Annotated in this window: 13 protein-coding genes and 2 pseudogenes; 6 read left to right on the top strand and 9 right to left on the bottom strand. The window is 67.5% G+C overall.

The genetic code is table 11. From position 1 onward, the window contains the following. Positions 1 to 153 precede the first annotated feature (153 nt). On the top strand, positions 154 to 447 hold the full coding sequence (locus tag ACZ5VD_RS43565) for a hypothetical protein (protein WP_468686025.1): 294 nt from the start codon (positions 154 to 156) through the stop codon (positions 445 to 447). Positions 448 to 1295: 848 nt separating this feature from the next. Here the strand turns inward: ACZ5VD_RS43565 and ACZ5VD_RS43560 are convergent. Further along, complete coding sequence (locus ACZ5VD_RS43560; RefSeq protein WP_319770914.1) at positions 1296 to 2333, bottom strand: hypothetical protein; 1038 nt, start codon at positions 2331 to 2333, stop codon at positions 1296 to 1298. Positions 2334 to 2438: 105 nt separating this feature from the next. Then, positions 2439 to 2984: pseudogene (locus tag ACZ5VD_RS43555) on the bottom strand (ATP-binding protein); the annotation flags it as partial. A 165-nt stretch (positions 2985 to 3149) separates the two neighbouring features. Here ACZ5VD_RS43555 and ACZ5VD_RS43550 point away from each other — a divergent pair. Further along, a complete protein-coding gene (locus ACZ5VD_RS43550) occupies positions 3150 to 3635 on the top strand; it encodes a hypothetical protein (protein ID WP_468686024.1) in 486 nt (161 codons plus the stop codon). Positions 3636 to 3658: 23 nt separating this feature from the next. Here ACZ5VD_RS43550 and ACZ5VD_RS43545 read toward each other — a convergent pair whose 3' ends face one another. From ACZ5VD_RS43545 to ACZ5VD_RS43520, 6 genes and pseudogenes are all read right to left on the bottom strand, one after another. Further along, a complete protein-coding gene (locus ACZ5VD_RS43545; protein WP_468686022.1) occupies positions 3659 to 4111 on the bottom strand; it encodes a DUF6262 family protein in 453 nt (150 codons plus the stop codon). Beyond that, positions 4108 to 6306 carry a tyrosine-type recombinase/integrase gene (locus tag ACZ5VD_RS43540; protein ID WP_468686021.1) on the bottom strand — a complete coding sequence of 733 codons (2199 nt, stop codon included), beginning with the start codon at positions 6304 to 6306 and terminating at the stop codon, positions 4108 to 4110. The genes ACZ5VD_RS43545 and ACZ5VD_RS43540 overlap by 4 nt, the downstream gene beginning before the upstream one ends. Continuing rightward, positions 6303 to 7502 (bottom strand): tyrosine-type recombinase/integrase, encoded by a 1200-nt coding sequence (locus ACZ5VD_RS43535; protein ID WP_468686020.1) that lies wholly within the window; start codon positions 7500 to 7502, stop codon positions 6303 to 6305. Before ACZ5VD_RS43535 ends, ACZ5VD_RS43540 begins: the two co-directional genes overlap by 4 nt. 133 nt (positions 7503 to 7635) lie before the next feature. Then, positions 7636 to 7890, bottom strand: a pseudogene (locus tag ACZ5VD_RS43530) (ATP-binding protein); the annotation flags it as partial. After that, positions 7887 to 8153, bottom strand: a complete 267-nt coding sequence (locus ACZ5VD_RS43525; RefSeq protein WP_468686019.1) for a hypothetical protein — start codon at positions 8151 to 8153, stop codon at positions 7887 to 7889. The gene ACZ5VD_RS43525 and the pseudogene ACZ5VD_RS43530, both read right to left, overlap by 4 nt. A 375-nt stretch (positions 8154 to 8528) precedes the next feature. After that, positions 8529 to 9344, bottom strand: a complete 816-nt coding sequence (locus tag ACZ5VD_RS43520; RefSeq protein ID WP_468686026.1) for a phosphotransferase — start codon at positions 9342 to 9344, stop codon at positions 8529 to 8531. 155 nt (positions 9345 to 9499) lie between these two features. Between ACZ5VD_RS43520 and ACZ5VD_RS43515 the strand changes: the two genes are divergently transcribed. From ACZ5VD_RS43515 to ACZ5VD_RS43505, 3 genes are all read left to right on the top strand, one after another. Next, positions 9500 to 10954, top strand: coding sequence for an NF041680 family putative transposase (locus tag ACZ5VD_RS43515; RefSeq protein ID WP_468686018.1), 1455 nt, complete (start codon positions 9500 to 9502; stop codon positions 10952 to 10954). Positions 10955 to 11045: 91 nt separating this feature from the next. Beyond that, positions 11046 to 11180, top strand: a complete 135-nt coding sequence (locus tag ACZ5VD_RS43510; protein ID WP_468686017.1) for a hypothetical protein — start codon at positions 11046 to 11048, stop codon at positions 11178 to 11180. 226 nt (positions 11181 to 11406) lie between these two features. Beyond that, positions 11407 to 12294 carry a helix-turn-helix domain-containing protein gene (locus tag ACZ5VD_RS43505; protein ID WP_468686014.1) on the top strand — a complete coding sequence of 296 codons (888 nt, stop codon included), beginning with the start codon at positions 11407 to 11409 and terminating at the stop codon, positions 12292 to 12294. Between the two features lie 13 nt (positions 12295 to 12307). On the opposite strand, the gene ACZ5VD_RS43500 is transcribed toward ACZ5VD_RS43505, so the two are convergent. After that, positions 12308 to 12607 (bottom strand): MarR family transcriptional regulator, encoded by a 300-nt coding sequence (locus tag ACZ5VD_RS43500; protein WP_468686012.1) that lies wholly within the window; start codon positions 12605 to 12607, stop codon positions 12308 to 12310. Positions 12608 to 12755: 148 nt separating this feature from the next. On the opposite strand from ACZ5VD_RS43500, the gene ACZ5VD_RS43495 reads away from it, so the two are divergent. Continuing rightward, entirely contained in the window at positions 12756 to 13232 is a 477-nt protein-coding gene (locus ACZ5VD_RS43495; RefSeq protein ID WP_468686011.1) for an ATP-binding protein, read from the top strand. Positions 13233 to 13377: the final 145 nt, after the last annotated feature.

Raw genomic sequence — 13377 nt, 5'->3', positions numbered from 1 at the left:
GAGCCGACGTGCTCTTCGCCATGCTCCGCGACGGCACCTTCTACGAACCCCAGCCCGCCCCATCAGCTTGACGAAACCCATAGGGGCACCCCCCCCCGTGACGCCTTCGCCACCACCTTCACCGCGCTCGCTGAAGCGCCTCTGCGCGGGCCGGTGGTCGCCACGTACTCGCAGCACGACCGAGCCACCGGCTTCTGGCATCTGCGTGCGGAGCGCCGGATCGGCATCGGCCACGCGGGCATCGGCACGACGCCGGCACCGGTCTCCGCGATCCGGATGCTGCCACCCGGGGAGCCGTACCCGCTCGCCGCCCTGGACCACCGCTTCGTCAGTGTTGATGTGAGCGACGTCTTCGTGCGCGGGAACGGCCCAGCCGGCGCGCACTCGGACTATCTGCGACCGGAGTCCGCCCACCTACTGCTGTCCCTGGCCGACCTCTGCCGGTGAGGGGACACGCGGGGCGGGCGGGCTGTCTGTTATCTCGGGTGCTGAGAGGGCGACAGGTATGTGAGGCAAGTAGCCCTTGGTGAAGCGTGCCTGACAGATATCCACGGGTTGTTCAGGCACGTACGGCATGTTCGTGACGTGGGTACCGACCCTCGGCTTCGGTTCGACCGAAACGAGGTCGTAAATCGGACGCCATCGTCCAGCGGTGGACAGGAGCACGGCGGCATCCCTTCCCGGGGCCTCCCTGTTGCTGCTTGCTCGACGGCCAGCTACCGAGCTGCCGCACCCGGCAGCGGCGGGACCCGACGGCGACGCTGCCGGGTGCGACCGGGCCTGAACCGGCCCCGGCCCTCAGCACGTCCTCGCTTGTGCCTGCCCGGCACCTCGACACACACCTGGTGGAGCCGCCGCACCATGAGCACACTCTCACCGCCTCCCTGGCCGCATTGCGAGCCCGACGCGGACCCGGCAGCCGACCTGGTCGACTGCCGCGGCATTCGCGTCCCCGGCTACACCGCATGCCTGGCCCATCTCACCGAAACCGACCGCACCGCCTACCTGACCGGCCTGGCCCCCGGCGCCGACCTCGACCACCGCGCACCCCCTTCACTTTGGAACTGCTGGAGGCCCTTCTCAACGCTCTCAACGACCCCTCCACCGGCAAACCCCACCTCGGTGACGCCAATTTCAGCTGGGCGCAGTTCCCCGGCTACGCCGGGTTGGCTTCGTAGGTGGGAACGGACACCACTTGTCGATGAGTTTGGGCAGCACTTGTCGATCGCCGAGCCGTGAAATGTCGATGAGAACTGACACCGCTCGCTCGCTGGCCGAGTCGATGTCTTCCTCTGCTATTCGGTGATGTTGGGGTTGCTGCGCAGGATGTCCTCGGTGGTCTGCCAGAGCTGGGGCAGGAACCGGGTCACCTCTTCGGCCCGGTGGATGAGGTCACGGGTGGAGCTGATGCCGAGATCGGTGACAGCGGCCTGGAATGCCGGGGCGAGGGCTTCATGCAGTTGGGGCGCATCGGCGGCCAGGATGGTGTGGCAGCGGGCGAAGGTCGCGGTGATCCAGAAGACGGCTTCGTGGTGGTCTCCTGAGTCGATGAGCCTCTGGCTTCCGTCAATCGCGATCGGCCGTGCGGTGGGCGTGATGTCGCTGCTGAAAAAGAACGGGGTCTTCGCCACTTGGACGGTGGCGTCGAACGTCGTGGCGAGTTCACGCAGATGGTGCTGGACACGCTGCACGGGCAGGTGTGAGCAGCCGAGAAGGTTCAGAAGTTCCGGGTAGAGGCTGAGGTGGCCGTAGTCGGTGAGGACCTCGCGAGCGGCCAGATAGCGCAAACGGACGGTGGGGTTGCGCAGGGCGGCGACGAGAAGGACGTGGCAGGTCACGCCGGTGGGGAACAGCCAAGAGATCACCTGCTCGTGGAACGGCGCCGAGGTGTCGATCGCAGCGAGGCGGGTCTCGATCCGCTGGCGGGCATCCTGGCATCTGCGGCGGACCCAGGGCCGGGCGGCGAAGTGACGCGAGATGTGGGCATGCAGTTTGTGCAGATCGCCGGTGGGGTCATCGATGATCGCGTCAGTGCGGAAGCTGCCGGCCAGGTGATAGGACGCCAGGACGTCGTCGGCGGAGGCGATCTCGGTCCAGGGCAGGTAGCTGACTTCCAGCAGGACGTCCTGGAAGCGAAGTTTCCCTGGCTTGGCCGGTGGGTCATCCTGGGCGGTGACGATGAAGATGTCGATGTCCGAGGAGGGCGACAACTCCGCGTCGTCCGGCAACCCAACGGTTGAGCCGCTGAAGTACGCACCCCTGTAGCCAGCATCGGGTTGGGCATGCTGGGCAACCCACTGGATCGCGGCGGAACGTGCCAGTCCGACCTTCACAGTCGAATCTCCCCTCTCCCCGGTGACGTCTGCAAGATCTTTCATTGTTCCAGTTACTGAGGTTGAGAGGTGCGACGCCTCCTGGCGAAGTGAGTCCCAGGGCGGTCAGCCTGCCCTGCCGTCCTGGGCGGCGGCCCGGGCTTGGGTGATGGCGAGGCGATAGGAGTCGGTTCCGGTCTGGATCAGGTTGCCGCCGAAGGTGAGGCGGTCGACGATGGCCGCGCAGAGCCGGGGGTCGGTGAAGGTCTTGGTCCAGCCGCTGAAACTCTCGTTCGAGGCGATGGCGACGCTGTTCTTCTCCTCACGCTCCGTCAGAACCTGGAACAGCAGCTCAGCGCCCCTGCGGTCTAGTTCCATATAGCCCAGCTCATCGATGCACAAAAGATCGACGCGGCCGTAGCGGGCGATGGTCTTGGTCAGCACCTTCTCGTCCGCGGCCTCGACCAGCTCGTTGACCAGCTTGGTCGCGAGCGTGTACTTGACCCGGTAGCCGGCCATCGCAGCTTCGGTGCCCAGCGCGATCAGCAGGTGCGACTTGCCGGTGCCCGAGTCGCCGATCAGACAGAGCGGCATGCCCTTCTTGACCCACTCGCAGGTCGCCAGCGTGTGGATGACCGCTGGGTCCACGCTGGAGTTCGCCTCGAAGTCGAAGGCCTGCGCTTATCTGGGGTAGTGGTGAAGGATTCTTGCAAAGCTGCTGTTCAGGACGCTGCGGACGCGTCGGGAAGGCGGCTGACGGGCGCCCTCCGCCCAGGTTGCCTGCTCTTGGAGGTAATCCGCTGTCCTGTTGGAATGGCGCGTCCGTAGGATCACGTCATGACTGCCGATGCCCCGCTCACCCGAGAGTCGTTCCGGCGCCTCCACCCGATCAGCACGCCCCGGCCGGTGTCTCAGTTGCCGGATCGTGTCTGGACTGACGAGGACTGGGACCGGATCCAGCGCGGATATCGAGCCCGGGACATGGATGAGAAGTGGAACGTCTTCGTTGAAGGCGATGTCCTTTTCATGCACCGGAGTTGGACCGGTCACGGCGTCTATGAGGTGTCCTTGGCCCCCGCGGCTGGTCGTGGGAGGAGAATCGCCTCTGCTGTGGTGGAGGCGGATGGGGAGCGCTATCGGAGCATGGGCGACGAGTACGACTGTCTGATGATGGAGCTGATCATCGGCGCGATCGTCCTTGGTGAGCCCGCCGCCGAACTCCGGGCTGGCCTTGTGGAGTTGGCTGCCAGGGCTTCGGGAAAGAGTGATCTTCCCTCAGGTGTGGTGGAGCACAGTGCTCTGGGATTGCGCTCTGGATCGTAGGTTCTGCAGCCCGGAGAGTGCTGTCACAGCCCTGGGCCGTGTGACTGGATCACGCGTTGCAAGCGCAGGATCTCGCCGTGCGCGGCGGCCAGTCGCTGTTCGAGTTCTTGGACGCGCTCGCGATGGGTGGTGCGCACACGACGAAGGGTTTCGGTAAGGGAATGGATGACCGTGCCGTCGTCGGCTGAGGGCGCCTGAGGGGGAGGTCGGTCCTCGGTCCGTTGCTGGCCGCGCAGGGTTTCGATGCGTTTGCGCAGGTCGGTGTGGGCATAGAGGAAGTCCAGGCTGACGCCCGCCCTGCGGGCGACGGCCCGGAAGTTGATCTCCTCGCCCTCCTTGATCAGCTTTCGGATGCCCGCCTCCGCTCGTTGGACGGCCTGCTGGTGTTTGTCCTGGGCGGCCTGCCGCAGGGCGGCGATCCGCCGGTCAGCAGGAGGCACGGTTTCCGGGGCTGTTCCGTCCGGCCGTTTGTTCATGAGCGTGATGCCCCTTTGCTGTCCGAGGCGCCGACGGCGTCCTGGTAGCCGGTGCGGCCGAGCACGCCGGCGCCGCGGACGGCGGTGGTGCTGTCGGCTGGCTGAGCTTCGAGGGCGAGGATCTCCAGCTGCATGCTGCGAATCTCGGCGTCGCGCTGTTCCATCCAGACGTTTGTCCCGCTCATCGGCTCGCCGTAGCGCTCGGTGTGTCGGGCCTGCCGGGTGGCGACCAGGGACTGGGTCTCGGCGAGTTGGCGCTGGATGTCCGGCAGGAAGGTGCGGTCGGTGGCGAAGTGGTCGCAGCCGTGGCAGGCGTTTCCCTTGTCGCAGGACCGGGTGGGTGGCAGCAGGCAGTAGCCGTTGGGCAGGATGCGGTCGGTGCGGCGGTCGAGCTGCACGAGGTCGAGCATGTCGCGGCGGTCCATGCCGATCTCTCTCCCGTCGCGCCCGATCTTGGCCAGGGCGAGGAACTCGCGCTCGGCGGTGCTTGCGAGGGTCGCCGCGTATCGCATCGTCATCTCCGGTGAGAGGTGGCCGAGGTAGCGCTGGACGACGTGGATGGGGGCGCCGGCGTTGATCAGGGTGGTCGCCTTGGTGTGGCGGAGCCGGTGGCTTCGTGAGTAGAGGAGGAGCTCGCCACGTGCGTCGCGCAGGTCCAGGTGGTGGCTGAAGTCCTTCAGGACGTGGTTGTAGTTGCTGGTTTCCCAGGACTTCGTGCCGTGCCGGTTGCCGGTGGTCTTCGGGAACAGGTAACGGATGGTGCCGGCGGGGCCCAGGTGCCAGTGCTTGCGCACCCATGCCTGCTGTTCCCGGATGATTTCGACGACGTCGCGGCCGACGAGGATGGTGTTCGGTGCCGCGTCGATCTTCGTCTGCTGGTAGCGGAGCCGGGCGACCATCCCGCCCTCGGGGACGGCGGCGGCGTCCAGGCCGGGGATGTCGGAGAGCGGTTCGAAGTCCATCATCAACACTTCGCTGGCCCGGCGTCCGGTCATGGCCTGGATGAGCCAGGCCCGCATGACTGCGGGATGTCCGAGTCCGGTCAGCTCGACCTGGCGGGCGTCGCGGACGACAGCGCGAGTCTGCTCGGTCGCCAAGCCGAGGAGCTCGATGTGGGTGAGCATGCTGCTGAGGTCGGTGTCGTTGATGTAGTTGCGCTCGTCGGCCTCGCGGACCTCGCGTTGCCGGGGCCGGTCGCTGGGGCGAAACATGCGGGCGTGGCTGTCGGTAAGCGCCAGCCAACGGGCATCGTCCAGGGCTTCGGCGGCCTCAGTGCGGCAGTCGGTCATGACCCGGTAGAACTGGTCGATCGTCTGCAGGTTCTTGTTGATCGTCCTCGGCTGGAGGCTGCCGCCGACCTCGGCTCGGCCCGGCGTCTCGCGCTGCCAGTGGTGCAGGAAGGTGCCGAAGTTCAGCGCGAGTGCGCGCAGGTTCCGCTCAGAGCCGTCGGCCAGGGCGGGGTGGTCGATTCCGCGCTCGGTCACGAACGCGGCGAAGCGTGCCGTGTTCACGCGGTGCTGCATCACCGTCGACCAGGTCAGCTGCCCGGACTCCATCTGCAGCCGGAGGTAGAACTTGGTCCCCTCCCGCAGCCAGAGCGGAGTGATTTCGCCCCAGCGGACGGCGGTGTTGGCGCGCGGCTCGTGCTCGCGCCGCGGGATGCGCGGGTCCAGCCGCAGCGACCAGATGTCGTGACGCCACCAGTCGACCTTGCTGGCGTACTGCCGCAGCAGCCGTTCCAGCATGCCGCGCAGAGCGTGCTCGGCCCGGAGCCGATGCCCGGGGGCGGGCATCCGGCCACGGTCTGCGTGGAATCTCCGGGCCCAGGCGGTCATCCACTCGGCCAGCGGCTGGTCGGCGAAGGAGGCGACGTGCGGGTGACGTGCGATGACGTCGGCGGCGGTGACCGCCCAGCGGTTCCACTCGCTGGCGTGGGCTTGGCGTTCGCCGGTGCGCGCGCAGGTGGCCAGCCACCAGCCGACCTCGCGGCGCATGACCAGCGGCAGGGCGGTGATGTCCAGCCGGACCTGCCGCGATCCTCGCATGAACACCCCCGCCAGGTTCGGGTCGCGTCCGTCGAACAGCGGCCCGGCGAACACCGGGTCCAGTCCCTCGACCAGCGCGGCGCTCTGGGCGGACCGGTCCGGGGCGGTCGACCCGCCGGCAGGAACTGACAAGATGCGACGGTCGTTCATGCCGAGCTTCCTTCCAGCCCCCGCCAGTTGGTAGTGAATGACTTCCAGTTCGCCAGGGTCTTCAACTCGGCGTCCTCGGTGACCCAGCCGTAGAGGGTCAGCGTGGTCTGCACGTCGGCGTGGCCCATCCGCCGCATCACCACGTGCTCGTGAGCCCCGGACAGCAGCAGAGCGGTCGCGTGGGTATGGCGCCACCAGTGCGGCGTCCAAGCGGACGGAACCGCCTTCCCCAGTCGGCGCTTGAGACCGTCGACCAGGTCGTAGACGGTCTCCGGCCGCAGCGGCGCGAGCCACTCGCCGCGACGCAGGTTGACGAACACCCACCAGTTCTCTAGGTCCACCGCCCGATGGGCGTCGGCATCGCACAGTTCCCACACGTACTCGCTGTGCAGACGCTCCAGATCGTCGCTGATGTAGATGCGGCGGAACCGGCTGTTCTTCACCCGCACGCCGGCTGGGTGGTCCTGCCGCGGTACGACTTCGACGAACGGGGTCCCGCCCCGGCCGACGTGCCAGTCGCAGTGCTTGAGCGACAGGCATTCGCCCAGCCGCATCCCGGTCTCGCTCAGCGTCGCGAACAGCAGCCGATCGCGTACCGATCCCGACCACCGCCCGGAGACGACGTCGAAGCGCGCGCATCCGTCGAGGATCGCCTCGGCCTGGGTCGGCGTGAGCACGGGTGCCGGCCCGCGCTCGCGGGTCCGGACGCGCACCGCCGGGCTCACATGGTCACTTCGGCGGTCCAGGTGAGCCAGGGCCCCAACGTATCGGCTGCGGGCCCGGCGCCCACCGACCCGGTAGAGCCGCCCGGCGACGGCCACCCCGTGCACATCCGCGTGATACCGGTAGAACGACAGGACCGCTGCCACCCGCAGCCCCACCGTCGACTCCGCCACCCCGCCGACCTGGGCGGCGCCAGCACCCGGCAAACGGTGCACTCCGACTGGATCACCGGTCCGCAGCATCGTCAGGAACGGCAAGAACGACGGCAGCGTCACATCGTCCCACGCCAGCCCGGCCCCCTCCAGGTACTCCCACCACGCGTTCAGCGATGCGGCATAGGAACGGAGGGTGTGGGGCGACGCATCCCGGCCGACGCGCAGGAACTCCAAGAATTCCTCGACGGGCACGATCGGCAGGTAGTCGGAACCGACCACCGTCCACGTCCGCCCATCACCCAACTCGATTCTCTGCACTGGCACGGCACCATGCTGCCGACGTCACCGACGCTGTCGGGCCACCCCGAATAGCACCACACCAACGACCACCAAAACGAGTGAACCCCACGCTGACTGACGTTCCAGACGGGCACAAACGAACACCAGATAACCGCAGCGACTTCTCGCGGGGGAAGGCCGCAGCCTTGATCCGTCGTTCCGAGCGGCGGCGGGCCCGGTCGTCGCACTCGGCCATCAGCAGTTCGGCGAGGAAGCCGCGATACGACATCTGGTCACGGGCGGCCGTTTCAGCGAGCTCTGGGAACTGGGCCCGGATGGTGGGCAGCCGCGGCATGCGGCATGCCTGGTCGACAGCGGCGTCGGCGGCCTGTTCGGTCAACCCGCGGTGGCGTTTGAACGTCGTCATGGCCTGTCTCCCTCGGCGGCGGATCGGTCCGGCCGCCGCGGTCGCAGCAGCTGGTCGTAGGCCGCGACCGACGGCAGCGGCCGGTTGTCGGGCGGCAGGTGGGCCAGCCGCCGTTCGGTCAGGAACGTCACCCTGGCCCGGTCCGGCTCCGGGTCTGCTGCAGCGGGCGGGGCGTCGTCGGCCTCGGCGGCCCTGCGGGCTTCCAGAGCGACCGCGTCCGCGGTCAGGGCGCCGACCCTCAGGGCGGCGGCGAGCCCGGTCACCAGGTACTCGTGGTGAAGGTGCCGGCCCAGACATCCACCTTCGCCCGCCGCAACAGGGCCAGGACGAACAACACGTCATCAGCTTTCATCACCCGATGCAGGCTAGAAGCGCCCGCCTCGGACAGCGAATGATTTCCTTTGGGCCTGACAGGACAGGCTCCTGTCGAAGAGAGCCCGTTGTGATCGTCAGTCGGAGTGCTGCTCGGCCCTGGCTCGGGTCTGGGCGGGGTGGTGTCGTCGCTGACCGACAGATGGTGTCACTACTCACACACACAGCCAGCCACTCGGAAACTGCGCAGTTCGAATCCTGAGCTGGGAAAACCCACAGCGAGGCTTTGCAAACAGGCACTCAGCTTGTCTTTTAACCTCTGTCCGTCACCCCAGCAGCACAGTCGTGAATCTCTCGTGGTGCGTCACCAGCCATTCCTGCATGCGGTCCCAGCGTTGCCAGCCACCGCGCTCGGCCAGAGCCTGGGTGTAGACGGGGTCCCCGCCGGCCACGCGGTCGGTGACGAAGGCCCGGCAGGACACGGTGGCCTGTTCGATGACGTCGGGCAGTTCAGCGCGGTCCTGCCGGGAGAGCCCGTAGCCGTCGGCGAGGATCCGCAATCGCGTCGGGGCGTCCAGCCCTGCGGGATAGAGAGCCGTCGCTGATTCGGGATCGAGCATGGGAACCCAGTACCGGGCGGTCATGGCGACATCCCACAGCGGTCGGCCGGGGGCCGCCAGGTCAAAATCAATCAGGCCAGCCGCACGACCGTCGCGGAACACGACGTTCTCCAGACACACGTCGTTGTGGCACAGCACCGTCCCGCCCTCGGGGTCGGCCAGGTCCCGGGGCCACTCGACATCTGTATCGACCGGGATGGTCCCGCTGGCCTCGTGCAGGCGCCGCAACAGGCTTCCCACCGATCTCAGCGCGGTCTGCGTCATCGCCCAGCGCGGAAACGGAGGCAGGGCGACGTCGCCGGGGATGAAGTTCAGTCGTTCGCGGCCGTCCGCGGTGAGACCGACCGGCGTGGGAGCCGCGTCGAAGCCGTGCTCTTTGAGCGCGAGGAGGAAGGGGTGGAGGGCGCGCGCGGTGCGCGGGGCCGGGCGCTCCACCAGGGTGCCACGCCGGACGACCGCGCCCGCGTTCACCATGCCGCCGACCAGTGCTTCGCCATCTGTGGCTTCACCCTCAGCTGCCATGTCGATCACGTTATCGCCAGGTCGGCCGCGTGAGGGACGTTTCGAAATGTGCCTCGAACTTGGACGTTCACCTAGGCGTTCACCGGACGCTGGGGCGGCCCTCGCCTGATCATGTGCTCCGACCAAGGTGCACCGATCAGACGAAGGCCGTGAAGGTGAATCTGCTCCCTGACACTGGTCCTGGGGAGGCGTTCGCACAAGCGTCACGCTTCCGGGAGGACTTGTTCGACTGTCTGACCACGCGCGGGGACGAACTGTTCGACCTCGTCGACGCGTTGCTGTGCGCGGACGGGCCGGTGACCTCGCCGGTGGATCTGACACTGGTGGCCGAGCACCGGCGCGGGCACGGTGCGATGTACGACGCAATGAACAGTGGGAACGTGGACGTGCCCCGGCTGCGGCAGGTGCTGGCCGGTCTGCCGATGCCGCGGGCCGCCGACGGGCGCCTGGTCCTGGCGGTCGACGTCAGCAACTGGCTCCGCCCGGACGCGCCGACCAGCGCAGACCGTCTGTTCTGCCACGTCTACGGCCGCAGCGGACGATCCTCGGACCAGTTCATCCCTGGCTGGCCGTACTCCTTCGTCGCCGCCCTCGAATCAGGCCGCACGTCCTGGTGCCAGCTGCTGGACGCTGTCCGTCTCGGACCCGAGGACGACGTCGCCGAGGTCACCGCCGCCCAACTCCGCCGCGTGGTCGAGGACCTGATCGAGATGGGCCGCTGGCACGTCGGCGACCGCGACATCCTCATCGTCTTCGACGCTGGCTACGACGCCCCGCGCATGGCTCACCTCCTCGACGGCCTCCCGATCGAGGTGCTGGGACGGATGCGCTCCGACCGCGTCATGCGACGGCCGACGCCCACCCTCAAGGAGTACGCCCTGGCCTACCCCCAGGGCGGGCGGCCGCCGAAGCACGGCAAGGAGCTCCGCTTCGCCAAGCCGGAGACCTGGGGCGAGCCGGACGAGGCAACCGTGCAGGTCACCGACCGGTACGGCACCGCCCGCGCAATGGCCTGGGACCGCATCCACCCCCGCCTGACCACCCGCTCCGCCTGGATCGACCACACCGGCGAACTCCCCATCATCGAAGGCACGCTGATCCGCCTCCAGGTCGACCGCCTGCCCGGCGGAGGCGACCCACTGCCCCTATGGCTATGGTCGTCCGCCACCGGCCTGAACAGCGAAGACGTCGACATGCGATGGCAGGCGTTCCTGAGGAGGTTCGACATCGAGCACCTCTTCAGACTGATGAAACAGACCCTCGGGTGGACTCGACCGAAGCTGCGGACCCCCGAGGCCGGCGAGCGCTGGACCTGGCTGATCATCGCCGCGCACACTCAGATCCGCATCCTGCGTGGGGCCGCCGCCGACCTGCGGCGACCGTGGGAGAGGCCCGCCGAGCCCGGCCGGCTCACTCCGGCCCGAGTCCGCCGAGGGTTCAGAAACCTCCGCCCGCACCTGCACTGTCCGGCCCGTGCACCGAAACCCTCAACACCCGGCCCTGGAAGGCCACTTGGCTCCAAGAACCGGCGGCCCGCGACCCGCTACGGCGTCGGGAAGACAACCAGACGACCCGAAAGCATCATCGAGCGCGACAGCCTCAGAGGTTAAAAGACAAGCTCAGGAACGCCGGGACTGGTACACCGAGGAGTTCCTCGCACCGCCACCGTGGGCCCATGCCTTTACCGACCTGGGGTTTGTAGTGCTTGACCGCGCGCAGCTCACTCTGCCGCTCTCGGACATCGACACCTCGGCCCTAACCCAGGGCGAATGGCGCGAAGTTCGCTTCTACGGCATCGCCACCTTGGGCGGAGTGCTCTTCAACGCGTGGGACTGACGTCCAAGCAAGACCTCGGCGCTGGACGATAAATGTCAAGGTCAGTACCTGTTCCTGAACCTCCACATAGAACGCTCGGGATTTCCCCTGCCGTGAGGCAAATGACAGAGTCACCGTCTGTTTTGGCTGCCCGCGGTACAGAACGGCATGGCACATGATCAACACCCCGTGTTCCATGGCAGTCTGCGGCCCGACAGGATGACTTGGAGCCGGAGGTACACCGCTCGTGGCGGCGAACAGCAATCCCACCGTCAGGAGACGCCGTCTGGGAGCCGAGCTTCGCCGGCTTCGCCTGGCCAGCGGGCTGAAGAGCACCGAGGTGGCCGAGCGGCTCATGGTCTCCCAGCCCAAGATCAGCCACCTGGAGAACGGCAACCGCACCATCAGCCCCCGCGACGTACGTGACCTGTGCGCGCTCTACGGAGTGACGGACCAGCAGGTCATCGACTCCCTGATGCAGATGGCCAAGGAATCCGGACAACAGGGCTGGTGGCACGCCTACGGCGACATCCCCCAGAGCGTCTACATCGCCCTGGAGTCGGACGCCACCTCCCTGCATGCCTTCGAATCCATGGTGATCCCCGCTCTGTTGCAGACTCCCGCGTACGCCCACGCGGTCATCGAGGAAACGATCCCCCCGCTCACTGCCGAACAGGCCGGCACGCGCCTGAGGGTGCGGCTGCGCCGACAGCACCGGATCTTCAACCCGTCCCGCCCGTTGCGCCTGTGGGTCGTCCTGGACGAATCGGCACTGCACCGTGTCGTCGGCAGCCCGGACGTCATGCGGGAACAGCTGGAGCACCTGAACGCGCTCGGAGCCGAGCCGCACATCACGGTGCAGGTCCTCCCCTACACGGCGGGCGCCCATCCGGGCTTGTCAGGACAGTTCTCCATTCTGCGGTTCGCCGAGAGTTCCGCGGCGGCGGTGGTGGTGTTTCTGGAGCGGTTCACCAGCGACCTCTACCTGGAGAAGCCTTCCGACGTGCAGCATTACAGCGTGCTGCATGACCGCCTCCAGGCCCAGGCGCTCGGCCCCGACAGCAGCCGCGAGCTCATCACCGACGTCACCAAGATGTACATCGACACGGCAAGCCACCGTGTGACTGTGCTGTGAGGCCCCCTCTCTTCTAGCGCTCGCTGTCGTGAGGGGTGAAGAGTTTCAGCGGGTCCCGGACTGGCATGTGGGCTTCTGCTGGATGGCGGAGTTGTCCCTCTCGGCGGAGGATGTAGCGCGTACGCCGTCCGTGGCGTTCACGGCGCAGGTAGCTGCCCTGTTCTAGGTCGGTGACGATGTTCTGGGCGGTGCGTTCGGTGATGGGGCAGGCCGCGGCGATGTCGCGAGGCCGGGGTGCGGCATCGCGGGCGATGACGAGCAACACGCGGGCGTGGTTGGTGAGGAGACCCCACGTGCCGGCCTGTTCGTTCATGGTGCGCCATGCCCCTTTCAGCCCTGCCCGGGCGGAAAATACCCGCACCTGATTTCCGGAAACAGCACTCGCGGGTGTGAGGCTACTGCGATGTTCCGGGGGTAGGCGGGATGGGCACTGCTCGGCGCTTCGGAAGTGAGGCGGTTCCATGGACACGGCTGCCCAAAACGAGGGCCCGGAGCCGCTTGCCGACCGTCTGATCACGGCCTGCGCTGCGTTCGAGGGCAGTGCCGACATTGCCGAGGCCCGTGCCCTGGCCCGCGACTTCCTTACGTCCGTGCAGGCTGAGTATGGGCTGCCGGTGTCCGCGCGGGCGATGGGCATGGTGCAGCTGGTGGTGAGCGAGCTGGTCACCAACGCACGCAAATACGCGCCGGGCCCGTGCCTGCTGGACCTGGAGATCACCGAGGGTGCCGTCCAGATCAGCGTGTGGGACAGCGACACCACGCTCCCGACGGTGCAGGCAGCCGATCCGGAGCGGATCGGCCAGCACGGGCTGGAGATCGTGATGGCGGTGTCCCAGTCCTTCTGTGTCCACCGGGAGCCGGTGGGCAAGAAGATCACCGCGACCGTCGTACTTGCTGACGACCCCGGCGGTGATGCCGCCGGCCGTCAGGCCATGTGAACCGGGTCGGCTGAAGCCGCTGGCACGGCGTCGACGGCGGGTGGGACAGTGTGTTCAGACACCCCATGTCGTTTGAGGTCAAGCGGCAGGGGCGTGGGCGTGGTGTGACCAGGCGGTCGCTTCGTCGTAGTGGGTGCGGGTTTTG

This window comes from Streptomyces sp. NPDC032822, from assembly GCF_055578825.1.
Note: the sequence above shows the minus strand (reverse complement) of the source record. Positions and strands in the feature narration are given on the sequence as shown.

Excerpts from the sequence above, each read along its gene's own strand:
- ACZ5VD_RS43540 (WP_468686021.1), bottom strand. The coding sequence starts at position 6,306 with ATGAACGACCGTCGCATCTTGTCAGTTCCTGCCGGCGGGTCGACCGCC.
- ACZ5VD_RS43545 (WP_468686022.1), bottom strand. The coding sequence starts at position 4,111 with ATGAACAAACGGCCGGACGGAACAGCCCCGGAAACCGTGCCTCCTGCT.
- ACZ5VD_RS43495 (WP_468686011.1), top strand. The coding sequence starts at position 12,756 with ATGGACACGGCTGCCCAAAACGAGGGCCCGGAGCCGCTTGCCGACCGT.
- ACZ5VD_RS43520 (WP_468686026.1), bottom strand. The coding sequence starts at position 9,344 with ATGGCAGCTGAGGGTGAAGCCACAGATGGCGAAGCACTGGTCGGCGGC.
- ACZ5VD_RS43550 (WP_468686024.1), top strand. The coding sequence starts at position 3,150 with ATGACTGCCGATGCCCCGCTCACCCGAGAGTCGTTCCGGCGCCTCCAC.
- ACZ5VD_RS43500 (WP_468686012.1), bottom strand. The coding sequence starts at position 12,607 with ATGAACGAACAGGCCGGCACGTGGGGTCTCCTCACCAACCACGCCCGC.